The sequence below is a fragment of the Nocardia carnea NBRC 14403 genome, from assembly GCF_000308515.1.
Lineage (GTDB): Bacteria > Actinomycetota > Actinomycetes > Mycobacteriales > Mycobacteriaceae > Nocardia > Nocardia carnea.
Genome location: NZ_BAFV01000053.1, coordinates 193,589 through 216,161, shown reverse-complemented (window position 1 = coordinate 216,161; position 22,573 = coordinate 193,589). Strand labels below are relative to the sequence as shown.

At 68.0% G+C, this 22,573-nt stretch carries 20 protein-coding genes; 9 read left to right on the top strand and 11 right to left on the bottom strand.

Going from position 1 to position 22,573, the window contains the following annotated elements:
* The 8 genes from ON22_RS19555 to ON22_RS19520 form a co-directional block, all read right to left on the bottom strand.
* On the bottom strand, positions 1–1,692 hold a 1,692-nt coding region (locus ON22_RS19555), incomplete at its 3' end, for a DUF4153 domain-containing protein (RefSeq protein WP_063820609.1).
* 122 nt (positions 1,693–1,814) lie between these two features.
* On the bottom strand, positions 1,815–2,762 hold the full coding sequence (locus tag ON22_RS19550) for a HAMP domain-containing sensor histidine kinase (RefSeq protein WP_373280880.1): 948 nt from the start codon (positions 2,760–2,762) through the stop codon (positions 1,815–1,817).
* Positions 2,763–2,893: 131 nt separating this feature from the next.
* The gene (locus tag ON22_RS19545) at positions 2,894–3,595 is read right to left on the bottom strand and encodes a response regulator (RefSeq protein ID WP_063820608.1); all 702 of its coding nucleotides are present in this window, start codon (positions 3,593–3,595) and stop codon (positions 2,894–2,896) included.
* Positions 3,596–3,785: 190 nt separating this feature from the next.
* A complete protein-coding gene (locus ON22_RS19540) occupies positions 3,786–5,162 on the bottom strand; it encodes a tripartite tricarboxylate transporter permease (protein WP_033241105.1) in 1,377 nt (458 codons plus the stop codon).
* A complete protein-coding gene (locus ON22_RS19535; protein WP_051157826.1) occupies positions 5,159–5,656 on the bottom strand; it encodes a hypothetical protein in 498 nt (165 codons plus the stop codon). Before ON22_RS19535 ends, ON22_RS19540 begins: the two co-directional genes overlap by 4 nt.
* Before the next feature lie 34 nt (positions 5,657–5,690).
* Positions 5,691–6,653: a hydroxymethylglutaryl-CoA lyase gene (locus ON22_RS19530; protein WP_033241107.1), complete on the bottom strand. Its 963-nt coding sequence runs from the start codon at positions 6,651–6,653 to the stop codon at positions 5,691–5,693.
* 1 nt (position 6,654) lies between these two features.
* Positions 6,655–7,941 (bottom strand): hydroxymethylglutaryl-CoA reductase, degradative, encoded by a 1,287-nt coding sequence (locus ON22_RS19525; protein ID WP_033241108.1) that lies wholly within the window; start codon positions 7,939–7,941, stop codon positions 6,655–6,657.
* 133 nt (positions 7,942–8,074) lie between these two features.
* The gene (locus ON22_RS19520) at positions 8,075–9,991 is read right to left on the bottom strand and encodes a helix-turn-helix domain-containing protein (protein ID WP_043740344.1); all 1,917 of its coding nucleotides are present in this window, start codon (positions 9,989–9,991) and stop codon (positions 8,075–8,077) included.
* 165 nt (positions 9,992–10,156) lie between these two features.
* On the opposite strand from ON22_RS19520, the gene ON22_RS19515 reads away from it, so the two are divergent.
* On the top strand, positions 10,157–11,548 hold the full coding sequence (locus ON22_RS19515) for an amidase (protein WP_033241110.1): 1,392 nt from the start codon (positions 10,157–10,159) through the stop codon (positions 11,546–11,548).
* A gap of 15 nt (positions 11,549–11,563) precedes the next feature.
* Here the strand turns inward: ON22_RS19515 and ON22_RS19510 are convergent, their stop codons facing one another.
* Positions 11,564–12,022 carry a nitroreductase/quinone reductase family protein gene (locus ON22_RS19510; RefSeq protein WP_033242101.1) on the bottom strand — a complete coding sequence of 153 codons (459 nt, stop codon included), beginning with the start codon at positions 12,020–12,022 and terminating at the stop codon, positions 11,564–11,566.
* Between the two features lie 89 nt (positions 12,023–12,111).
* A complete protein-coding gene (locus ON22_RS19505; RefSeq protein WP_033241111.1) occupies positions 12,112–12,912 on the bottom strand; it encodes an IclR family transcriptional regulator in 801 nt (266 codons plus the stop codon).
* A 48-nt stretch (positions 12,913–12,960) separates the two neighbouring features.
* On the opposite strand from ON22_RS19505, the gene ON22_RS19500 reads away from it, so the two are divergent.
* Genes ON22_RS19500 through ON22_RS19485 form a run of 4 tightly spaced genes read left to right on the top strand, consistent with a single transcriptional unit; the run spans position 12,961 to position 17,570 of the window.
* On the top strand, positions 12,961–14,166 hold the full coding sequence (locus ON22_RS19500) for an FAD-dependent monooxygenase (protein ID WP_033241112.1): 1,206 nt from the start codon (positions 12,961–12,963) through the stop codon (positions 14,164–14,166).
* Between the two features lie 34 nt (positions 14,167–14,200).
* Entirely contained in the window at positions 14,201–15,085 is an 885-nt protein-coding gene (locus tag ON22_RS19495) for a fumarylacetoacetate hydrolase family protein (RefSeq protein ID WP_033241113.1), read from the top strand.
* Between the two features lie 4 nt (positions 15,086–15,089).
* Positions 15,090–16,457: an MFS transporter gene (locus tag ON22_RS19490; protein WP_051157824.1), complete on the top strand. Its 1,368-nt coding sequence runs from the start codon at positions 15,090–15,092 to the stop codon at positions 16,455–16,457.
* Positions 16,458–16,517: 60 nt separating this feature from the next.
* Complete coding sequence (locus ON22_RS19485; RefSeq protein WP_033242103.1) at positions 16,518–17,570, top strand: cupin domain-containing protein; 1,053 nt, start codon at positions 16,518–16,520, stop codon at positions 17,568–17,570.
* A 95-nt stretch (positions 17,571–17,665) separates the two neighbouring features.
* Here ON22_RS19485 and ON22_RS19480 read toward each other — a convergent pair whose 3' ends face one another.
* Complete coding sequence (locus ON22_RS19480; protein ID WP_033241114.1) at positions 17,666–18,589, bottom strand: LysR family transcriptional regulator; 924 nt, start codon at positions 18,587–18,589, stop codon at positions 17,666–17,668.
* A 136-nt stretch (positions 18,590–18,725) separates the two neighbouring features.
* On the opposite strand from ON22_RS19480, the gene ON22_RS19475 reads away from it, so the two are divergent.
* Genes ON22_RS19475 through ON22_RS19460 form a run of 4 tightly spaced genes read left to right on the top strand, consistent with a single transcriptional unit; the run spans position 18,726 to position 22,567 of the window.
* Positions 18,726–19,856 (top strand): FAD-dependent monooxygenase, encoded by a 1,131-nt coding sequence (locus ON22_RS19475; protein ID WP_033241115.1) that lies wholly within the window; start codon positions 18,726–18,728, stop codon positions 19,854–19,856.
* A gap of 43 nt (positions 19,857–19,899) precedes the next feature.
* Positions 19,900–20,838: a VOC family protein gene (locus tag ON22_RS19470; RefSeq protein WP_033241116.1), complete on the top strand. Its 939-nt coding sequence runs from the start codon at positions 19,900–19,902 to the stop codon at positions 20,836–20,838.
* A complete protein-coding gene (locus ON22_RS19465) occupies positions 20,838–21,821 on the top strand; it encodes a fumarylacetoacetate hydrolase family protein (RefSeq protein ID WP_033241117.1) in 984 nt (327 codons plus the stop codon). The genes ON22_RS19470 and ON22_RS19465 overlap by 1 nt, the downstream gene beginning before the upstream one ends.
* Complete coding sequence (locus ON22_RS19460; protein ID WP_033241118.1) at positions 21,818–22,567, top strand: SDR family oxidoreductase; 750 nt, start codon at positions 21,818–21,820, stop codon at positions 22,565–22,567. Before ON22_RS19465 ends, ON22_RS19460 begins: the two co-directional genes overlap by 4 nt.
* Positions 22,568–22,573 lie beyond the last annotated feature (6 nt).

Here is a 22,573-nt window from a genome sequence, read left to right as displayed (position 1 = left end):
GTCGTCGTCGAGATTGTTGTCGAGCCGGTTGAGCAGATCGTTGCGCATCGGGGCGGGCAGGCGGTCGAGGACGGGGACGATATCGACCGACAGGCCGGCCAGATAGTGCACGTCGAGATCCTCGCCGCGCTCCCAGCGGTCGATGTTCTCGCCGGCGACCAGGCCCTCGGGATTCAGCGCGGCCAGCGCCAGTAGGGCGGCCGTTGCCGTCGCGACCGCAGTGCGCGGCAGCCACGCCGTTTCCAGGCGCAGGACGGCGATGATCACCAGCACATAGACGATGCCGAGCCAGAGTTCGCAGGTGCCGACCAGCAATCGCAGCACGGTGAATCCATACGCCTGCTGGTAGGTCCACATCCGTCCGAGCGCGGAGGCGATCATCACCAGCGTGAGCCCGCTGATCGCGCACAACAGGCCGCGCAACCACAGCCGGTCCACGGCGGTATCCCGGGTGGCCCGGTGCAGGACCGGCAGGATGACGGCGAGCGTGAGGACCGTGACCGCCGAGAGCTGCCAGAAACCACTCCGGGCATATTCGGCGTAGGTGAGGCCCGCGGTGCGTTGCACGTAGTCGTCGCCACCGAACAGGGCGACGAGTTGCGCCCCGAGGAACAGCGCGAACACCGCTGTCAGGGCGCCCACCGGCAGACCCCATTCCAGCTGTGCCAGCGTGCGTTTCGCGGAATCCGGCTTATCTTCGGCCGGGAGCGGGGGCCCGGCGAGCAGGTACAGGGCGCCCAGCGTTCCGATACCTGCCAACACGAACACCGCGATCCAGCGGGTCAGGGTGTTGCCGTCCAACCGGGGCACCAGACCGTCGACCAGAGCCGCGAACGTCGCGTCGGCGCCGGACAGCAGCGGTACGAACACCGCCAGCAACGCGACCGTGACCGCGGCGGACACACCGAGCCGGCGATTACGCGCACCGGCACCGTCGGGCCGTTTGCCCAGCGCGTTGTACACCCAGGCGACCGCACCGACCGATGCCAGCGGAACAGCCAGTGCCTCCCGGAACACTCCGCGCTCCGAACGCCTGCCCACCACCGCCAGCGATCCGGCTACTGCTGCCGCCGCCACGCACAGCACGAACAACCATCCTGCGGCCCGGAAAGTGCCGACCGCCAGCAATGCCAGTGCCGCGACAGCCCACCACAACCCTTCCCGATTGCGAACCTGTCCGTGCTCCGGCCCCGCGGCACGACGTGCCCGGCGATGGACCAGACCCACCGCGGTTGCCGCTGCGGAACCCGCGAGCAGCCAGCCGATTCCGGGCCGGTCCAGCGGAACGGCCGCCGCCGCGACCAAACCCGCGATACCTGCCGCGGGCAGGACACCCGCCGGGTAGGCGATCAGAAGCCGGCGTGGCGCGACGGCCGGCGGTCTCGGATATTCCGGTGCTTCCAGCACGCTGGACGGCTGCACTTGTACCTGGCTGCGGGGCCCCCGGACCGTGGCATCGGATGTCGAATCCGCGGCGGGTTCGTTCCCGGCGGGGGATTTCGCGATGCCGGCGACCGCGACCCCCTCTCCATCGGTCGAGGCTGTCGAGACGGCGGCTTTCGCCGCCGCGCCTGGTTCGGCGGGGTCCGACGAACCGGTGCTCGTGCCCTCGGCCGACGCTGCGGTTCCCGGTATCGCTGGGTGCGTGGTTGCCGGTGAGTGTTCGGGCTCGCCGGATTCCGTGGACGTCACCGGGCGCCTCCGTTCCGGGGTGTCGTCGTTCGGTGCGGCTCTTCTGGGCATAGGTGTCCCTCCTGAGGGTGTGCGTCATCGACCCGGGGCCGATCGGCGGCCGGGCTGTGTGGATGGAAAGGTCAGTGGTCGGGCGATTCGGCGGCCGGGAGGATCACGCGGATCCGGGAGCCGGGGTCGGTGACGGCGATGGAGCCGCGGTGCAGATCGATCACCCAGCGTGCGATGGCGAGTCCGAGTCCGGTGCCGCCGCCGTCGGTGCGGCCGCCGCGGGTGAATCGGTCGAAGATGTGCTCGCGCTGGGCCGGCGGTATACCGGGGCCGTCGTCTTCGACGTCGATGACGAGGTCGCCGCCCACGGTGTGGGCGTGCAGCCGGACCTCACCGCCGGCCGGACCGTGCCGGGCGGCGTTGTCCAAGAGGTTCAGCAGAACCTGGTGCAGGCGGGCCCGGTCGGCGTACACGGTCGCGGTCGCCGGATCGACCTCGCTGCGGTGGCGGACCCCGCGGCCCGATGCCGCCGTCATCACCTCCGCCTCGGCCACCACTTCCGCGAAAAGCGGTGCGATGGCGTATACGCCGCGGTCGAGCGGGACGGCACCGGCTTCGATACTCGACAGGTCGAGCAGTTCGGAGACCAGCCGCCCGAGCCGTTCGGTCTGTGCGAGAGCCGTTTCCAGTGTTTTCGGATCGGGTTGCGATACCCCGTCCACGAGGTTCTCCAGGACCGCGCTCAGCGCGGTGATCGGTGTACGTAATTCGTGCGAGACATTCGCGATGAGGTCGCGGCGCTGCTGGTCTGCGGCGGCCAGATCATCGGCCATCCGATTGAACGCCGCGGCCAGCTGGCCCACTTCGTCCCGGGAGGAGGCGCGCACTCGGCTCGTGTAGTCGCCGCGTGCCATCCGTTGCGCGGCCGCGGTCATCTCCCGCAGCGGCGTGGTGATGCCGTGCGCCAGGAACTGGGAGGACACCAGCGCGATCACCATGGCCGCCAGCGTGGTCATCGGTGGGAGCCAGCCGATCTGCAGGCGGAAGTAGCCGAAGGCGAGTCCGCCGGCGAAGGTCATCAGGACGGCCAGTTTGAGTTTGATGGAGCGGATCCGGTCCAGTGGCCGCGGCAGTACCGCCGCCACCCGGCCCGATGCCCGCCGCACTCGGCCCAGGACCGCGCCCGGGCCGGCGGAGTCGGTGGGCCCGTTCATCTGCTCTCCAGGGCGTAGCCGACACCGTGGACGGTGCGGATCAGGTCGGCGCCGAGTTTGCGGCGCAATGCCTTGATATGACTGTCGACCGCGCGGGTGCCCGCGGCGTCGGCCCAATCCCACACCTCCTCGAGGAGTCGTTCGCGGGCCAGTACCGCGCGGGGGCGCTGCGCCAGCCGGGCCAGCAGATCGAATTCCAGTGGTGTCAGCTGCGCTTCGACGCCGTCGCGCCAGACCCGCCGCTGATCGGCGTCGATCCGCAGATCGCCGACCACGGTGATCGCGGCGTGCTGTGCTCCGGCGCGTTCGACCCGCCGCAGCAGGGCGTGAACCCGGGCGGTGAGGACCCGCAGCGAGAACGGTTTGGTGAGGTAGTCGTCGGCGCCGACACCGAGACCGATGAGCTGGTCGGTTTCGTCGGTGCGCGCAGTGAGCATCAGGACCGGTACCGAGCGTTCGGCCTGGATCCGCCGGCACACCTCCAGTCCGTCGAAACCGGGCAGCATGACGTCGAGAACGACGAGATCGGGTTCGAATGTGCTCGCGGCGGTTACCGCGGCGGGCCCGTCGTGGGCCAGCTCCACGGTGAATCCTTCGGCCCGCAACCGCGCCGCCACGGATTCCGCGATGGTGAGTTCGTCGTCCACCACCAGGATCCGCCGCGCCGCCGCTCCCCCTACCGGTGCCTTCTGTTCCATGATCGGGGAGCCTAGCCACCCCGTGTGGAGAGACCAGGCGTCAATTGTGGAGATTCTGTGTGGCCCCGCAGATCGGTCGCCGCGAACCGGAACACCCCGCTCCCGACCGAAAACGGCTGTCGACACAGCGAACGGCGTGTACCGCCCCGGTGAGGGCCGGTACACGCCGTGCTTCGGTACGGCCGGCGTTTCAGAGTGCGAGTACCGCGGGGATGGTCAAAACCGCCACGTAGTAGCCCATGAACAACACTCCGGCGTGGATCTTGAAGAACCGGCACAGCAGACCGCCGACCAGGCCGACCGTAAGCGTCACGGCGAGGCCGAGTACCCCGCCCTCCCAGACACTGATCACCACGACCAATCCGGCGAATGCGGCGATGATGGCCTCGTGGCTCACGTAGCGCACGACGATACTCGCGGCCCGGTGGGCGAAATTCATCGCGAACGGGTAGGCGATGAGGATCGCCACCGCGACGGCGGCGAGTCCGTAGAAGAGGAACTCGGTATTGGAGAGCGCGGTCGACAGATTGTCGATATTGCCGTTGCCGTCATCGGTGGTGAAAACCGGTGGGGCGTTGAACAGCGGTGCTGCGGGCCCGGCGGCAACCGGGCTCAACGGCAGCCCGAACGCGATGAGCGGGATGAGCGCTTCGGCGATATAGGTCGATTCGGTGGTGCCGTTACGCGCGGCGATCACCGAGGTGAGCCGGCGGTAACCGTGTTTGACCCGGGTGGCGACCATTTCGCCCATCAGTACCGTCATGGCGACCGGACTGAAGACGAAGGTGGCACTGGACACCGTGGCGGTGGCCGCGACATAACCCGTCTGCCCGCGGTCGAGTATCCGGAACGGATTGGGGAAGTAGCCCTTCCAGGTCTTGACATCGGGCGCCAGCCATACCGTCGCCGGTTCCTTGCGGGCCATCTCGGTGCGTCCCGGGCCCAGTGACAAGAAGAGGTCGGCGATCAGCGGTCCGACGGCGATACCGAGGAAATAACTGATATTGAGCGCGACATCATAGGACTCGGTGAGCTGTTTGAGACCCAGGATGAGCACGACGAACGGTACGAGCGCGAGCACGCCCGCCCATTTCCCGGGCGATGCATAGGCGATACCGATCGCGGCCAGCAGGAACAACCACGGCGCGGCGGACTGGACGTGGTCGGCGACCGGGGCCAGCAGCGTGGCGAACAGGACCGCGGCCGGGACGGCGATCACGGCGGCGATAACCGCCGCGGAGATCGCCTTACGGAGTGCGATATGGGGTACGCCCAGCGCGCGCAGCATCCGGGCTTCGCGCATGAGCGGGACAGCCATCGTGTCCCCGGGGATGCCGAGCAGCGTGGTCGGCGCCGCATGGGTCATATGTTTGGCCACGGCTCCGGACAGGAAGAACGTGAACACTGCCGCGGGCGGGGCGCCCAGCAGGATGACCAGCAGGGTGAGTGGGGCGATGGTGGCGGTTTCGTCGGTTCCCGACACCATTCCGATCAGCGAGAAGACGATCGCGCCGATCACGGCGAGTATGACGGCCAGCGCGATATCGCTGGTGAGGATCGCACTCATGAGGTGGCCCCGGGGTTCTCGCGTTCGGCCGCGGCGAACTGCGGGCGCAGCCCGAGATCGTCGAGTTCGCGGCGGGTGTGGTCGGGCAGATCGTCCAGCGATCCCAGGCCTTGGCGTTCTTCGCGCAACGCGGCGATGACCTCGCCGACAGCCACATCTTCGGACGCGTCGGTGACCACGATCCGTTTCGGCCGGAACATCCGCCCGCAGATCACCCCGGCCACCACACATCCGGCGATACCCACCAGCAGGGCGTAGGCCTCGGCCAGCGATTCGTTCGCCACGAACGAGGAGAACGCCCAGTCGGACAGCAGCAGCGCAGCGAGGCTCAACCCGATACCGATGACCACGGAGACGGCCAGATGGCGACCGACGACGGTGTCCCCCCACACCTCCAGGTACTGCGGGTGTTCGCCGCCCGAGGCGGTCGGTGCGGTGGCGGGTGGGTCCGCTGGTGCCGCCGGCACTGGCGGCGGCGCGGGTTCGGTGGGCATGGGTACTCCGTCGGCGTCGAGGGGGTCGGGCGGGTCAGGAAGTCGAGGCGGCGAGTGCGCTGACCACTCGCGAAGGGCTGGGGCGGCCGAGGACGGTGGACATCCACCGGGAGGTCGCGGCCAGCGCATCCAGGTCGATACCGGTGGCGATACCGAGTCCGTGCAGCATCCACACCAGGTCCTCGGTCGCGAGGTTTCCGGTGGCTCCGGCGGCGTACGGGCAGCGACCCAGGCCACCGGCCGCACTGTCGAACTCGGTGACGCCGGCGGTCAGGGCGGCGTAGACGTTCGCGAGTGCTTGGCCGTAGGTGTCGTGAAAATGCATCGCCAGGGTCTCGGGCCGGATCCCCCGTGCGAACAGGGCTTCGAGGAGTTCGTGGACGTGTCCGGGAGTGGCGACACCGATGGTGTCGCCCAGCGAGATCGAAGCCACTCCCATATCGAAGAGGTGTTCGGCGATATCGGCGACGGTCCCGGTGCCGACGGCGCCCTCCCAGGGATCGCCGAAGCACATCGAGATGTATGCGCGGGTGGTGAGCCCGTGCGCTCCGGCGCCGGCCACGACGGGGCGTGCGGATTCGAGCGCTCCGGCGACGGTGGTGTTCAGGTTCTTCTGCGCGAATGTCTCTGTTGCACTGACGAATACGGCAACTTCGGCAGCTCCGGCCGCCAGTGCCCGCTCCAGCCCACGATGGTTCGGGGTGAGCACCACCTGGCGGATATCGCGGGGCAGCTCGAGGCCGGCGAGTAGTTGTTCGGCATCCGACAGTTGCGGGATCCAGCGCGGCGAGACGAAGCTGGTGAGTTCGAGCTCGGTAACCCCTGCGGCGGCGAGCCGTCGGCAGAAGTCGATTTTGACCGGCGTCGGTACGACGGTGGCTTCCGCCTGGAGGCCATCGCGCGGGCCCACCTCGTAGACCCGGACCGCTGCCGGCAGGTCCGGTCTGCAGTGGACGTGCGGTGCGGGCCGCCGGACGGCCTCGGTATCCGGTGTCATCTCAGCTCCGGCTCCGCAGGCCCGCGAGTACTTTTTCGGCGTGCTCGACGCGAATGTTCTTGTCCTGGATGAGCTGTGCGACGACGGAATCGAGTTCGGCGGTGGACGCACCGGCCGTAACTGCGACGGTACGGGCATGCAGGCTCATATGGCCGCGCTGGATACCTTCGGCGGCGAGAGCCCGGCAGGCGCCCAGATTCTGGGCCAATCCGACCGCGACCACGACCTCGGCGAGTTCGGTGGCCGTCGTCACTCCGAGGATCTTGATCGCCGACTGCGCCACCGGATGAACCTTGGTCGCCCCGCCCACCAGGCCGACCGCCATCGGCACCTCCAGCGTGCCGGACAGGTGCCCGTCGGCGGTTTTCTCGAAATGCGACAGCGCCGTGTACCGGCCGTCGGGGCCGACGGCGTGGGAATGGCAGCCCGCCTCCACGGCGCGGGTGTCGTTGCCGGAGGCCAGCACCGCGGCGGTGATGCCGTTCATGATGCCTTTGTTGTGAGTGGCGGCCCGGTACGGGTCGGCTTCGGCCAGCGCCGAGGCGTGCACGATATCGTCGACGACCTGCTGGCCGCCCAGCAGATCGCGGTCGAAGACGGCGCGGGCCCGGACGATCCGCCGGTCGGCCATATTGGTGAGAATGCGCAGCAGCGGCCGGCCCCCGGCGATCTCCGCGAGCCGGGGTGCGATGGCTTCGGCCATGGTGTTGACCGCATTGGCGCCCATCGCGTCGCGCACATCGACGACCAGATGCGTGACGACATGGGTGCCGGTGCGGGTCGGGACCAGACGTACGTGCAGATCCCGGGCGCCGCCGCCGAACCGGACCAGCGTCGGATCCTGTTCGTTGGCGAGGTCCACGACGGCCGAAGAATGTTCCAGGATGCGTAGCCGCGCGGCCTCGGGGTCGGGTAGGTCCAGCAACTGGATCTGCGCCTGCATCACCGGGCCGGTGCCCGAGGTGAAGAATCCGCCCCGCTCGCGGGCCATCCGCGCGGCATTGCTCGCCGCGGCGACGACCGACGGCTCCTCGGTCGCCATGGGGACCAGGTAGTCGCGGCCGTTGATCCGGAAGTTGGTGGCGATGCCGACCGGGATACCCAGCACACCGATCACGTTCTCGATCATGTGATCGGCATGTTCGGTGTCCAGGCCGCGCGCGGGGTCGAGGACATCCAGGTCCGCGACAGCAACCCCGGTGCGTTCGGAAACCACCGAGCGGCGCTGCTCGACGGACGAGTCCTTGAAACCGGGAATTCTGCTGTTGACGGTCACTGCGCCCTCCATGTAGCGGGGACGCGGTATCCGCGTCCCCGGGGAAATCTGCCGGATACCGACGCTACGACCACGCTGTAACCGGCGACATGTGTCCAGAGCACATGAAATCTCTGGTTCGGTGTGTTGACCGCATATTCGGCCGTCACTGCCGGGATACCGAACGCAACTCGTCCAACCGGGTGGCGAGGGAGATACGGAACAGGTGTTCGTCCTGCCGCCACTCCGCGCCGAGCAGGGCTTTGAGACGGTCGAGACGCTGCAGGATGGTGTTCGTGTGATAGTTCAGCGCGCGCGCCGTCTTCGTCGGACTCGCCTCGTGCCGCACGAACGTGCGCAGGGTCGTGAGCAGATCGGTACCGTGCCGGGCGTCGTAGTCGACGACCGGGCCGATGGTGAGATCGAGAAACGATTGCAGGGCCTCCGGGTTAGCACCGAACAAGACCGTGTACGGGGCGTAGGCGTCGGTGGCGACGGCGCCGTTGTCGATCCCCAGCCCCGCCAGGAGGCGCACGGTCTGCTGCGCGGTGCGGAACAGCCGGGGGAGCTCGTCGGGAGCTGCGGCCGGTGGCGGGGTCACGAGGAGAACCGGCGCTCCGAGCGCGCCGATGAGGTGAGTGCGGAGGTCGTCCGCGAAAGCCATCGGATCGGCGGCCGCTCCGATCACGGCGACGGTGGCCGCATGCTCGCCCACCAGCCCGCTGTCGCCGAGAAACCCCGCCGCCGCGCGTTCGGCGCGGGCCCGCCGGTCCGGCGGCACCTCGACGATATGCAGCGTCTTCACATCGGACGAGGTCAGGCGGTGGTTACGCATCCGCTGGTCTATATCGCGCCGCCTCTCCGGCGACGAATCCAGCAGGTCGGCGATGAGTTCGCCGCGTTCACGGCGGTAGGCGTCCGTGACCGCTCGCTGCTGTAGGGCGAGCAGCGCCGCGACCTGAGCCGCCCGCTCGATCGTGCGCCGCTCCACCGGACCGAGCTCCACACTGCCGGGCGTGAGCAGTAGCGCGCCGAAATACAGTTCACCGGCGGTGACGGCGGCCACCGCCTCGACCGACCTGTTGTTCTCGACCGTCCGGCAGTGCCCGCTGACCCGGCTCACCGAGATCGCCGCCCGCACATCCGGCGACAGGCTCACCGCGACGTACTCGCTGTCGGCAGCCGCGGAGGTGGCGATCGAAAAAGAGTCGGCGTCGACGATGGTCACCCGCCGGTCCAGCGCCGCGGACAAGGTGCGTGCGACCTGCGTGAAACCGCCTCCGGACAGCACGGCATGGACGAGTTCCTGGTGCACCGCGCTCGACCGGTCCCGGGCTTCCAGATGCGCGGTCAGCTTGTCCAGGGCGCCGCGGGTGCGGTCTTGCGATTCCCGGAGTTGGGCGAGGACGTTCGCGGTCTGCAGCACCACCGAGGCATGGTCGGCCAGCGCCGAGAGCAGCGCGATCTCCGCGGGAGTGAAACGGTGTTCCTGCCGGGTCGCGGCGAAGAGGACGCCGAGCACGGTGCCGTCGGACAGCATCGGCACACCGAGGATCGAAACGATCCCCTCGGCGAAGACGGCATCGTCGATGGTGTGCTCGTGGGTGCCCTCCACGTACTCGCTGTAGCGGGGCACCCACTGCGCCGACCGGGTATCGGCGATCCGGCTCGCCAGCCCTGTCCCGGCGGGTACGTGCAGATCCTGGAACTGCGGAGTCACCGCTCCCATCGTTTTGCGGACGTGCAGGTCGCGGGTGGTGGCGTCGAACTCCGACAGATAGGTCACGTCGGTGCCCATCATCTCGTGGGCGCGCGCCACCAACCTGGCCAGCAGCGCATCGATATCGCGCACCTCGGCCAGGTCGCGGGCGCTGGAGAACAGCGCGGTGAGCTCCTGTTCGCGCCGGCGCAGGCGTGCGACCTCGGCGCGGTCGCGGCGGACACGGTCGACGATCTCGCCGATCGTGTCCGCATCCAGGCCGAGGCCGGTGAGCGAGCCCGTCAGTGCGGTGACATCCGGTTCACCGTGGGTGACGGTGCGGAGCACCTCGCGGACGAGACGCGCGACGTCACTGCTGTTCATGGACTACATGATCGCCCCTGTGCCGTGAGGCCGAAGCACGCCCTGGCCGGTTCGCGGAGCCGGTCATCGACAGCCGGGCCGGGTTGCCGCCACCACGGTGAGACATTCCTGCCGTTCTGGCAGGATTACGGCGCCAGCGAAACCTCGGCAGGAGAGCGATGCACAATGCGTGATCTACTCCGCTCCGGCGTGGCCGGGCAGGCCGCCGCATTGCGCGACGGCCGGGTCGGCGCGGTGGAGCTCACCGAGGCGGTACTCGCCGCCGTCGAAGAGCTGAACCCGAGGGTGAATGCGTTCTCCGAGGTCTTGGCCGAATCTGCCCTGCGGGAGGCGGCTGCCCTGGACACATGCCCTGCCGGCTCGCGCGGTGCGTTGCACGGAGTTCCGGTGGCGATCAAACAGGAGAACGATATCGCCGGCTCGGTGACCACCTTCGGTGGCCGGGCGAATCACACTCCCGCCGCCGCGGACAGCGAAATCGTCGGGCGACTGCGCCGGGCGGGCGCGGTGATCATCGGCAAGACGACGATGCCCGAATTCGGATTGTGGCCGTTCACCGAAGCCGAGGCGACCGGGCGGACCGACAATCCGTGGAATCGCGGGCATACTGCCGGTGGATCCAGCGGTGGTTCGGCGGCCGCCGTCGCCACCGCAATGGTCGCGGCAGCCATCGGCGGAGACGGCGGTGGGTCGATCCGGATTCCCGCTTCGTGTTGCGGCCTCTTCGGTCTCAAACCGTCCCGGGGGCGGGTCAGCACGGCGCCGCATCCGGATCTCTGGCAGTCGCTCGGTGTGCTGGGCCCGCTCACCCGGTCGGTGCTCGACAGCGCCATGGTCCACGATGCGATTGCCGGGTCGGTGCCCGGCGATCGTTACAGTGCGCCCGCACCGCCGGTCTCCCTGGTCGACGCGGTACGAACTCTCCCGGGCCGATTGCGGGTCGGATGGTGCACCACACCCCCGGCACGCGGGACGCAGGGCGATCCCGAAGTGGCGGCGGCGACTGCCGCCATGGCCGCGACACTGACCGATCTCGGCCACGAGGTACGTCCGGTGCAACCGGATTACCCCGATATCCGGTTCAGTTTCCTCACCCAGGTACTCGGCGGGGTCCGTGACGAGGCAGCCCGCGTAGAAGAAAGCGGCAGGCTCGAGGCCCGCACCCGTACCGTTCTGCGTTTGGGCGCATGGGCCCGCCCTGCGGTGATCCGGCGGGCCATCACAGCGGGTGCCCGGGCGGCCGCGCGCGTGAACACCGTCTTCGACGAAGTGGATGTGCTGCTCACCCCGACGCTTCCGGTGGAACCGCCGCCGGCCCCCGCCCTGCCACGCGGCGCGGTCGCCGGGTTGATCGCCGCGTTGCCGATGACCTCCTACACGGCGATGTGGAACGTATGCGGCAATCCCGCGGCTTCACTTCCGGCCGGTTTCGCGCGATCCGGGTTACCGATCGGTGTTCAGTTGGTCGGCCGGCTCCACGACGACTCGACACTCATGGCATTGGCCGCGCAGGTCGAACAGGCACTGGCCTGGACGGACCACTGGCCGCCGCCGTGATCGGGCGATGACCGGCTATTCGGTCAGCCCGGATACGCGTCCGACCACGACGAGCGGGATTTCTCGTTCGGTCTGCTGCTGATGGGCGGCCATATGCGGGAACCGGTCCGCCAGCATCGCGAACAGCCGTTCGCGTTCGGCCCCGGTTGCGGTGTGCACGGTGCCGGTGAACAGGTCGATCCCCGCGGAGGTGGGTCGTTCGATGATGACCTGCGGATTGGTGGCCAGATTGCGATACCACGCCGGATGCTCGGCAGCCGCCATATTGGACGCCCACAACACGATTCGGTCGTCACCGTCGGTCAGATAGGCGAGCGGCACGATGTGTTGCCGCCCGCTCCGCCTGCCGACCGTGGTCAACAGGACGAGATCGGCCCCCTTCAGCATTCCGTCCATCGTGATCTCCCCGTCGTGGGCGCGGAAATCCTCCACCACGGACCGATTGAACGCTGGCATATCACTCGGCAACGACATCTGCCGGATACTAGTCCGCGCCGGTGACGAATCGGTGGCTGCCCGGTGGGGCAGGCCGAGCAGACCCGCCCGAATCGGTTGCCGAGCGCTCACCGGTCCCGGATATCCAAATCGATGATCTGCAGGTCCTTTTCGATCTGATCCCGGGTGTCCAGCAGCAACGGGACGAAGGTCCGGTCGGCCAGCCCGGTGAAGCGCGCGGCATGGCTGGATACCGATACCGCGCCGACGGGATGGCCCGCCCGGTCGTTGATCGCGACCCCGACAGCGGCGACACCGCGTTCGGTCTCCTCGAAGTTGACGGCGAAACCGCGCGCCGATACCTGGATGAGGGATTCTGTCAGCGAAAGGAATTCGTTCTCGGTGAGGGACGGGCTGGTACCGGTACCGGATCGTCGATACAGCTGGCGGAGTTCTTCTTCGGACAGAGTCGCCAGTAGCGCTTTTCCGCCGGACGCCCGGTGCGCCGGCATCACCACCCCGTCGCGATCGTTGGTGGCGAACACAGACTGGGCTCGGACGGTGCCCAGAAACCGGACGGTATCGCGGACCCGGATCATCAGGTTCGCCGATTCACCGCTGCGCCGGGACAGCACTTCGAGGTGTGGCTGGCAGAGCGCGCGGAAGGTTTTGGTCCAGGCGAGCCGCGCCGGTGCCGCGTCCAGGGAGGGACCGGGGAAGTAGACGTGGGATTCGTCCTGTACCGCAAAGCCCCGGTAGGCGAGCGTCTGCAGGAGCCGGTGGGCGCTGGAGCGGGAGATGTCCAGATCGGCCGCCGCGTCCATCACCCGCAGGCTGCCGTAGTCGCGCAGCAGCTGCAGCAGGCGGAGGCCACGGTCGAGGGAGCCCACCGCGCTGGGTGGCCGTTCGGGCAGTGGTGGGTTGCGCATAGCGGAATCTTATTCCGTCCACGGGGCGGCGCGCTCTAGCTTTCTCGCATGATTGAGTGTGACCTGGATAACGGTGTCCTGGTGGTCGGTGGGGGCATCGGCGGTCTCGCGACCGCACTCGGCCTCGTGCGAGCCGGCCGGAAAGTCGTGGTAGTCGAGCAGGCCGGTGAGTTCGGTGAGATCGGCGCCGGTCTGCAGCTCGGTCCGAACGCCACCCGGATTCTGGATTCGTGGGGGTTGCTGGATCAGGTGCGGGCGGCCGGTGTGGCGCCGGAGAATATCGCTATGCGGGACGCGATCTCCGGTGCGGAGATTGCCCGGCTTCCATTGGGGGCAGATTTCCGCGCCCGCTACGGCACTCCGTACGTGGTGATCCACCGGACGGATCTGCATGCGATCCTGCTCGCGGCCTGCCGCCGGGTGGGCGTCGAATTGCTGACCGATGTGCGGATCGAACGGGTCGACACCACCGACTCCGGAACCGTCGCCCACGCCGCCGGCGGCCGGACCTTCGCCGCCGCGGCCACGATCGGGGCCGACGGGCTGCATTCGGTGCTGCGGCAGGCCATTGTCGGAGACGAACTCCAGCCGTCCGGGTACGTCGCCTACCGCGGTACCGTCCCGGTCGACGAGGTCCCCGCGGCCGATCGCGAACTCGACGATGTGGTGGTCTGGGCCGGGCCCGGCTGCCATCTGGTGCAGTACCGGTTGCGGTCCGGGGAGGTGCTCAACCAGGTCGCGGTGTTCGAATCGCCGGGTTTCCGGCGCGGCGCGGCGGACTTCGGCGGGGTCGACGAACTCGAAGCCGCCTTCGCGGAATGCCATCCGCAGGTGCGGGCGGCGATCGCGCATATCGGTAAGCAACGCCGGTGGCCGCTCTACGACCGGTTGCCGGCCGACGACTGGGGCCACGACCGCCTGGTCCTGACCGGTGACGCGGCCCATCCCATGCTGCAGTACCTGGCCCAGGGCTGCTGCCAGGCGCTCGAGGATGCGAACACCCTCGAAACGCTGGTTCGCGAGGACGCCGGAGATACCGAATGGCCGGAGGTGATCCGCCGCTTCACCGAAGCCAGGATTCCGCGCACGGCCGAGGTGCAGACCAAGGCACGCATGTTCGGTGAGATCTGCCACGCCCGCGGTGTGCACCGCCACCTGCGCAACGAACTGCTCGACCGGCTCGATACCGCCGACCTGTACGGCCACGCGGACTGGGTCTACCGCGGCCCGCTCTTCGATTCGGCCCACTCCTGAGCCCGAACTCTCTCCCAGACAAGGTTTTCTTCTCATGCGTCTAGCAGTACTCGGCGGTGACCGCGCCGCCGTCGTCTCCGGCACCGACGTCTACGACGTCACCGAATATCTGCCCACCTCACCCGGCCGCTACGGTGGGCCCTGGCTGCCGTGGCTCGAACAGGGCGGTCGCGTGGCCGATCTCGCCGGCATCGACCTCTCCGCGTGCCCCGTCCAACCGCTGGCCGGTGCCGCGCTGCTCGCGCCGATCGCGCGCCCGGGCAAAATCGTTGCGGCGCCGGTCAACTACCTCGATCACAAACTCGAGATGCACGAGCAGAAGACCATCGCCGAATACGGTGTCTTCCTCAAGGCCAACTCCTCGGTGATCGGGCCGGGAGAGCAGGTCGTGCTCCCGTACAGCGATATGCGGACCGATCAGGAAGGCGAGCTCGCGATCGTCATCGGCTCCACGGCCCGCAATGTGAGTGCCGACGACGCTCTCGACCACGTCTTCGGTTACACCGGTGTCCTCGATATCACCGTGCGCTCCACCGAGGACCGATCGACCCGTAAATCGTTCGACACCTTCACCCCGCTCGGGCCGTGGATCGTCAGCGCCGACGAGATCGGCGATCCCGACAACCTCCCGCTGCGCTGCTGGGTCGGCGACGAACTGCGCCAGCAGACCGATACCGCCGAACTCATCTTCTCCGTTGCCGAACTCGTCGCATACAGCAGTTCGGTGATGACGCTGTACCCCGGCGACATCATCGCCACCGGTACACCCGCCGGAGTGGGCCCGCTGTACGACGGCGCGACGATCCGCCTGGAGATCGGCGGTATCGGGACTCTCGAAGTCGGGGTCACCGGTCGGGACGCCAGCGCCTACGCCGATCGCCCGGGCACCCGGCACGACGTGCGCGCGGCAAGGGGATAGGACCATGGATATCAAGACCCGGATCGAATCGTCGCCGATGCGGCCGGTGCAGTACGCCGTCGTCGCGGTATGCGTATTGCTGAACATGCTCGACGGATTCGATGTGCTCGCGCTGGCGTTCAGCGCCTCGCATATCTCCGACGAATGGGGGCTGTCCGGTTCCCAGCTGGGCGCGCTGCTCAGTGCCGCGCTGATCGGCATGGCGGTGGGATCCATCGTGATCTCACAGGTCGCCGATATCGTCGGCCGTCGCCGGACCATCGTGGTGTGCGCATTCGTGGTCGCCGCCGGGATGGCGCTGTCCGCGGTGGCAACCGGTTTCGCGATGCTGCTCGTCGTCCGGATTGTCACCGGCCTGGCGATCGGCACACTGCAGGCCTGCCTGAACGTCATGGTGGCCGAATACTCGTCGGCCCGCTCCCGGTCGACGGCGATCAGCGTCTACACGGCCGGTCAGCCGATCGGCGGCACCGTCGGCGGGATCATCGCGGGTGTGCTGCTGGCGCAGTTCGATTGGCGGGCGGTGTTCCTGTTCGGAGCCGGGGCGACTCTGGTGACGGCGCTGATCGCGTTGGCTGTGCTGCCGGAATCGCTCGACTATCTGCTCTCCAGGCGCCCCGCGAAGGCGCTCGAACGGGCGAACGCCATCCTGGTCCGGCTGGGACAGCCGGAACTCGACACCCTGCCGCCGGCACCGGCGCGCACCCGGGGTTCGGCCGGCCGCTGGAAAGAACTTGCCACCGGCGCCAATCCGGTCACCACCCTGCTGCTGGGGTTCAGCTTCTTCGTGCTGATGGCGGGCTTCTATTTCGCCAACTCGTGGACCCCGAAACTCGTCACCAGCAGCGGGTTCACCGACGCCGACGGTGTGCAGGCGGGCGTGCTGTTCAGCGCGGGCGGAATTGCCGGTGCGCTGATCTTCGGCCCGCTGGCCGGCCGGTTCGGCGTGCGACGGACCCTCACCGCGTTGTTCGTTGTGGCGGGCGCCGCCTTCGGGTTGTACGCAGTATCGGTGGAATCGCTGAACGTGGCCTTCGCCGCCGCTGCCCTGCTCGGATTGGCCACCAGCGCGGTGATGGCCGGCATGTTCTCGATCGGTCCCATGTACTACGGGTCATCGGTCCGCGCGACGGCGGTCGGCCTGATCATCGGTCTCGGCCGGGTGGGCGCGATCCTTTCGCCGATACTCGCCGGCGCACTACTCGATCTCGACTGGGAGCCGCGCGGTATCTACTTCCTGTTCGTGTTGCCCATGGTGGCCGGTGCTGTAGCTATCTACGCCATGCGCACTCGCCGGCCGGTGCTCGCGGAAAGCCGGGAGAAGGCCGTCGAACCCGGCGCCGACCCGGACGCTGCGGTCGTCGTGCAATGACCGGTCCGCTCACACCCTCCCACTCCCGTCTTTGAGGAATATTTCGTGACAAGCGAGAACATCACCCCCGAGGAACCGACTGCCGAACTCGATCGCCTCTACGCCGATTTCGCACGTAATTCGACGGCACCGCTGTGGACCCAGACCACCGATCTGATGGCCGCGCACCCCGCGCCCGCCGCCGTACCGCATGTATGGAAATGGTCGGAGTTGCTCGATATCGCCCGCCGCTCGGGCGAATTGGTGCCCGTGGGCCGCGGCGGCGAACGCCGGGCGATCGGATTGGCCAACCCCGGCCTGGCCCCCACCGCCTACGCGACCCCGACCCTCTGGTGCGCGATCCAATGGCTCGGTCCACGCGAAACCGCGCCGGAACATCGCCACGCCCAGAACGCTTTCCGTTTCGTGATCGAAGGCGAGGGGGTGTGGACGGTCGTCGACGGTGATCCGGTGGCAATGCGACGCGGTGATCTGCTGATGACCCCGGGCTGGTGCTTCCACGGCCACCACAACGAAACCGACGAGCCGATGGCCTGGATCGACGGCCTCGATGTCCCGCTCGCCCACGATCTCGATTTCGGGTTCTTCGAATTCGGCCCGGAAACGGTGACCGATACCAGCACACCGCCCGTCTCGCGATCCGAGCGGTTGTGGGCGCATCCCGGTCTCACCCCCCTCTCTTCGCAGGACTCCGCCGGTTCGACCCCGATCGCGGCCTACCGCTGGGAGCACACCGACCGCGCTCTCACCGAGCAGTTGCTGTTGGAGAAAGAGGGTTACGCGGCAACCGTCGAACCTGGTCACGCCGCGATCAAATACACCAACCCGACCACCGGCGGTGATGTGCTGCCGACCATTCGCTGCGAATTCCACCGGCTGCGTGCCGGGACCGCTACCGCACCGCGCCGTGAAGTCGGTTCCTCGATCTGGCAGGTCTTCCAGGGCGACGGCCGCGTGACTCTGGGCACCGAGGAACGGCTGCTGACCACGGGCGATCTCTTCGTTGTCCCGTCGTGGGTGCCGTGGTCGCTGGACGCCGAGACGGAATTGGACCTGTTCCGCTTCTCCGACGCGCCGGTGGTGGAAAAACTGCAGTACCACCGCCCCCGGTGATACCTGGGGAGCAGATCCGTTCGATAGGCCGGCCGGACAACCGTGCCCCACTGCCCGCACAGTACGGGCGGTGGGGCGCGGAGCTGCTGCGGTGTTCAGTTCAGCGCAGCACCTGCGCTCACTTCTGTCAGTACCGAACGCAACCACTGGTGGGCGGGGTCGGCGCGATGGGTGGGATGCCACCAGAACGCCTCCACCAGCGGTACGACCTCCCACGGGCAGGGGATAACCCGGACGTTCGCGGCCGCGGCCAGCCGGTCGGCGAGGCGGCGTTGCAGTAGTGCGACGCAACGGGTTCCGGTGACCATGAAGGGCACTGCGAGGAAACTCTGTACGACCACCCGGATATCGGGTTCGATCCCGATCATGCGCAGCTGCCGGGCCGCAGGGGTGAAGGCGGTCGGTGCGTGATAGGTGACCACCCAGGGTAATTCGGCGAGCTGTTCGAGGGTGACCGTGTCCCCGACCTCGGTGTTGTCCGCCGACACGATGAGCACCCAGCTGTCGGTGAACACGTCGATGGAGGGCAGATCGGTCAGGAAGCCGTGCGGTAGGAAGGTGCCGTCGGCGGTGCGCAGTGATTCCGGGGCCTGGTCGATATGGGCGCCGGTCTGCTGGTCCAGGCGCAATCGCACGCCCGGGGCCTGTTCGGCGAGGACGGTCGCGACCTGGTCGCAGAATACTGTCGCCGCATAGTCGGAGACCAGCACGGTGAACTCCCGGCTGGACGTGGCGGGATCGAAAGCGGGGACCGCGTCGAAAACCCGCTGGATCCCGACAAGCGCCGCGGCGGCCGGTTCACGGAGCTGCTCGGCCAAGGGGGTGAGCTCGTAGCGGTTACCGCTGCGGTGCAGGAGTTCGTCGTGGAAATGGCGGCGCAGCCGGCGCAATGCGGCCGATACCGCGGGCTGGCTGAGGCCCAGATTCTCGGCGGCCCGGGTGACATTGCGTTCGGTGAGCAGTGCGTCGAGCGTCGTCAAGAGGTTCAGGTCCAGATTTCGCAGCCAGCCGGCGGTCATACCTCGAACCATAAACCGCGTGGATGGTGAACATAAGCGATCCGCTCTTCCGTGATGGTGACCTGGGTCGCAGAGTGGTCCCTACCACCTCGTCGCGGAGGGCTCGGCGAGGTCACGAGAGCCACTGGAGTCTGTTGTGTCTGCTGTCCGGAATGTGTTGGTGATCGGCGCCGGTTCCGCCGGTACCGCCACCGCGATCCTGCTCGCCGAGGCCGGGGTATCGGTCGAAATCGTCGAGACCAAACCCGATATCGCCGCGCTGGGTTCGGGTATCACGTTGCAGGGCAATGCTTTACGCATTCTGCGACAGCTGGGGGTCTGGGACGAGGTGCGTGCGAAAGGTTACGCCTACGACACCTTGGGCCTGCGCGCACCGGACCCCGCGGGCACCCTACTGGTCGAACTCGACGAGTTGCGCTCCGGCGGCCCGGACCTGCCGGCCAATATGGGCATGTTCCGTCCCGATCTGGCCCGCATCCTCGTGGGCCGGGCCGTCGCGGCGGGCGCGAAGATCCGCTTCGGTATCGCACCCACCGGCCTGGCCGCCGACGAGCAGGGCGTGGACATCGATTTCTCCGACGGTTCCATCGGCCGCTACGACCTCGTCGTCGGCGCGGACGGTATCCACTCGTGGACGCGGCGCACGCTCGGTATCGATATCGAGCCGCGGCCCACCGGCATGGGGATCTGGCGGCTGTTCGCCCCTCGGCCTGCCTCGATCACCCGCACCGATCTCTACTACGGCGGTCCGGCCTATATCGCCGGATACTGCCCGACCGGGCCCGACACTCTTTATGCCTACCTGGTGGAAAATGCCCGCGACGATGCCCGGCCGACTCCGGAGCACGGCCTGGCCGCGATGCTGGAGCTGGCGGCCGCCTACCACGGTCCGTGGGACGAAGTGCGGGCTTCGATGACCGACCCGGACCGGATCAACTACGCGAAATTCGAAAGCCATGTGATCGACGGGCCATGGCGCCGCGGCCGGGTGGTGCTGATCGGCGATGCCGCCCACAGTTGCCCGCCGACCCTCGCGCAGGGGTGTGCCCAAGCGCTGGAGGACGCCGCGGTACTGGTCGAACTGCTGATCGCCCACGACGCGGTATCCGAGGAACTCTGGCGTGAGTTCACCGGCCGCCGGCTGCCCCGGGCGAAGGATGTCGTCGAATCCTCGGTTCAGCTCGGACAGTGGCTGCTCGACGGTGAACAGGGCGATATCGCCGGACTGATGACCCGTATCTCGCACATGGTCGCCGAACCCGCCTGAGCGGTATCCGGCCGATTCCCCGACCCGAACGAAGGGCAAAAGCATGAACGAACGATTGATCACCCATCTGCGGCATGTCGATCTGGCCGTCCCCGACTACGACAAGCAGTTCGAGTTCTATACGAATATGTGGGGGCTGGAACCGCAGACGACCGAGAGCGGCATCGCCTTCCTGGCCGCGGCCGGCTCGCCGGAACAGTATTCGGTGCGCTTGCGCAAGGCCGAGGAGAAACGCCTCGACCTCATCGCGTTCGGTGCGGCGACTCCCGCCGATGTGGACACGATGGCGGAACGGCTGGCCGCCGATGGTGTGAAACTGGCCAGCAGTCCCGGTGAACTGCAAACCCCCGGTGGCGGTTACGGTTTCCGGTTCTTCGACAACGACGGCCGCACGCTCGAGGTGTCCTCGGACGTGGCCGTGCGGCAGCATCGCAGGGTCGAGGAGGGGGAGTCGGTGCCGGTGAAGCTGTCGCATGTCGTGATCAATTCGCCGAATCCCGAAGCGACCGTTGCCTTCTACCAGAGGCACCTGTCCTTCGCGCTGTCCGACACCCTCTTCCACTCGCATATGGGCGAGATGATGTGGTTCCTGCGCACCAACCGGTTCCATCACAGCATCGCCATCGCACGATGCCCGCACGTCTCACTGCATCACGCCTCGTTCGAGATGCGCGGGATCGACGAATACATGCGCGGCACCGGCAGGCTGCTGCGCGGGGGAGTCGAGAAGGTGTGGGGCCCGGGCCGGCATATGGCGGGTAACAACACCTTCAGCTACTTCCTCGACCCGCACGGCAACACCGTCGAATACACCACCGAACTGGAAGAACTCGACGAGGACACCTGGCATCCGCACCTGTACGACTTCTCCGACCCCACCGTGAGCGACCAGTGGGGCACCGCGAACCCGATGGAGGAATTCGTGGCGAAGAAATCGTTCAACGACCCCGACCGCGGCTGCTTCGTCGCGCCTCCCGTCTGATGCGGCTCGCGACTTTCACCGCGCCCGATCTCGTGGAACCCCGTGTCGGGCTGGTCGACGGTGACACGGTGTATCCGTTCCCCGCGGGACTGAGCATGCGCGACGTGATCGACGCCGGTCTGCCTGAAGCACACCGGCTGGCCGGTCACGCCCGCGCTGAGCAGGCCGGGCGAGGGCTGAGCGAGCTGAGGCTGCTGGCCCCGCTGCGGCCTGCGTCCATCCGCGACAGTGTGGCGTTCGAGGAACACGTCGAAGGCGTGCGCCGCAGCGTGGACGGCAAGTCCGGGGTGCCCGACGCGTGGTACGACGCGCCGACGTTCTATTTCACCAACCCGCACGCCGTCCTCGGACCGGACGACGAGGCACTGTTCCCGGCGACCTGTGTCGTGCGCGATTTCGAACTCGAGGTCGCCGCGGTCGTGGGCCGGACGGGCCGGTCGCTCCCCGAGGACCAGGCACGGGAGGCGATCTTCGGGTACACGATCATGAACGACTGGTCGGCCCGCGATCTGCAGAGCCGGGAGATGCAGGTGTCGCTGGGGCCGGCGAAAGGCAAGGATTTCGCGACCAGCCTGGGGCCATGGATCGTCACCGCCGACGAATTCGACCCCTACCGCGACGCCGACGGTTTCCTCGACCTCGACTGCGCGGTGAGTGTCAACGGTGTGGAGATCGGCCGCGATGTGCTGAGCAATGCGGGCTGGACCTTCGAATCGATGATCGCCTACGCCTCTCGTGACAGCGGGGTCGTCCCCGGCGATGTGATCGGTTCGGGCACCGTCGGCAACGGCGGCTGTCTCGGCGAACTGTGGGGCAGGCGCGGCGAACAGGATCCACGGCCGCTGCAACCCGGTGACGTCGTGACGCTCACCGTCGAAGGGATCGGTGCGTTGAGCGGCCGGGTCGGAATCGCCGATCCCGCACCACCGCTGAGTCCCGTGCGGCGGCGCGACTACGCGGCCTTCCGAAGAAGTCCGCGATGAGCACGCTCGCCGGACGCACTGTGGTCGTCACCGGGGCCGGGGCGGGAATCGGTGCCGCGGTAACGGCCGCGGTCACCGCCGCCGGTGCTCGCGCGGTCGCGGTCGACCGGAATGCCGGGGACGGAATCCGCCGGCTCGACGTACGCGACCCGGGGGATTGGTCGGCGTTGGTCACCGACCTTGCCGGTGAACCGGTCCACGGCCTGGTCAACTGCGCGGGCATCACCTGGCGGGCGCGGCTCGAGGACGTCACCCCGGACGCCCTCGCCGATACCCATGCGGTGAACGTCGGCGGTCCGTTGCAGGCGATCCAGGCGCTGTCACCGCTGATGCCGGCCGGCGGTTCGGTCGTCCTGATCGGTTCCCTCGCCGCCTACCAGGGCCATTACCCGCTGGCCTACACGACCAGTAAATGGGCGGTCCGTGGGCTCACTCGCACGGCGGCCCTGGAACTCGGCGAACGCGGAATTCGGGTCAATACCGTGCATCCCGGCTTCATCGAAACGCCGATGACCGCGTCGGCGCCCGCGGAATTCCGGAACTCCTCGATCGCCGCCGCGCCGCTGGGCCGTGCGGGCAGCCCGGAGGAGGTCGCGTCCGTTGTCGTGTTCCTACTCGGCGACGGCGCCTCGTATGTGACCGGAGCCGAGATCCCCGTCGACGGCGGTGTCGCTTCACACGCGGGCGCGAAACCCGTCTCCGATGCCCTGCGCCCGCTCTACCAGCCCCCACAATCCACCCACTGAGCAGAG

What these genes read in the sequence shown, in the direction of transcription:
- ON22_RS19545 (WP_063820608.1), bottom strand. Translation starts at nt 3,595, where the DNA reads ATGGAACAGAAGGCACCGGTAGGGGGAGCGGCGGCGCGGCGGATCCTG.
- ON22_RS19550 (WP_373280880.1), bottom strand. Translation starts at nt 2,762, where the DNA reads ATGACCTTCGCCGGCGGACTCGCCTTCGGCTACTTCCGCCTGCAGATC.
- ON22_RS19470 (WP_033241116.1), top strand. Translation starts at nt 19,900, where the DNA reads ATGAACGAACGATTGATCACCCATCTGCGGCATGTCGATCTGGCCGTC.
- ON22_RS19500 (WP_033241112.1), top strand. Translation starts at nt 12,961, where the DNA reads ATGATTGAGTGTGACCTGGATAACGGTGTCCTGGTGGTCGGTGGGGGC.
- ON22_RS19530 (WP_033241107.1), bottom strand. Translation starts at nt 6,653, where the DNA reads ATGACACCGGATACCGAGGCCGTCCGGCGGCCCGCACCGCACGTCCAC.
- ON22_RS19520 (WP_043740344.1), bottom strand. Translation starts at nt 9,991, where the DNA reads ATGAACAGCAGTGACGTCGCGCGTCTCGTCCGCGAGGTGCTCCGCACC.
- ON22_RS19480 (WP_033241114.1), bottom strand. Translation starts at nt 18,589, where the DNA reads ATGACCGCCGGCTGGCTGCGAAATCTGGACCTGAACCTCTTGACGACG.
- ON22_RS19525 (WP_033241108.1), bottom strand. Translation starts at nt 7,941, where the DNA reads ATGGAGGGCGCAGTGACCGTCAACAGCAGAATTCCCGGTTTCAAGGAC.
- ON22_RS19540 (WP_033241105.1), bottom strand. Translation starts at nt 5,162, where the DNA reads ATGAGTGCGATCCTCACCAGCGATATCGCGCTGGCCGTCATACTCGCC.
- ON22_RS19495 (WP_033241113.1), top strand. Translation starts at nt 14,201, where the DNA reads ATGCGTCTAGCAGTACTCGGCGGTGACCGCGCCGCCGTCGTCTCCGGC.
- ON22_RS19515 (WP_033241110.1), top strand. Translation starts at nt 10,157, where the DNA reads ATGCGTGATCTACTCCGCTCCGGCGTGGCCGGGCAGGCCGCCGCATTG.
- ON22_RS19505 (WP_033241111.1), bottom strand. Translation starts at nt 12,912, where the DNA reads ATGCGCAACCCACCACTGCCCGAACGGCCACCCAGCGCGGTGGGCTCC.
- ON22_RS19465 (WP_033241117.1), top strand. Translation starts at nt 20,838, where the DNA reads ATGCGGCTCGCGACTTTCACCGCGCCCGATCTCGTGGAACCCCGTGTC.
- ON22_RS19510 (WP_033242101.1), bottom strand. Translation starts at nt 12,022, where the DNA reads ATGTCGTTGCCGAGTGATATGCCAGCGTTCAATCGGTCCGTGGTGGAG.
- ON22_RS19535 (WP_051157826.1), bottom strand. Translation starts at nt 5,656, where the DNA reads ATGCCCACCGAACCCGCGCCGCCGCCAGTGCCGGCGGCACCAGCGGAC.
- ON22_RS19490 (WP_051157824.1), top strand. Translation starts at nt 15,090, where the DNA reads ATGGATATCAAGACCCGGATCGAATCGTCGCCGATGCGGCCGGTGCAG.
- ON22_RS19460 (WP_033241118.1), top strand. Translation starts at nt 21,818, where the DNA reads ATGAGCACGCTCGCCGGACGCACTGTGGTCGTCACCGGGGCCGGGGCG.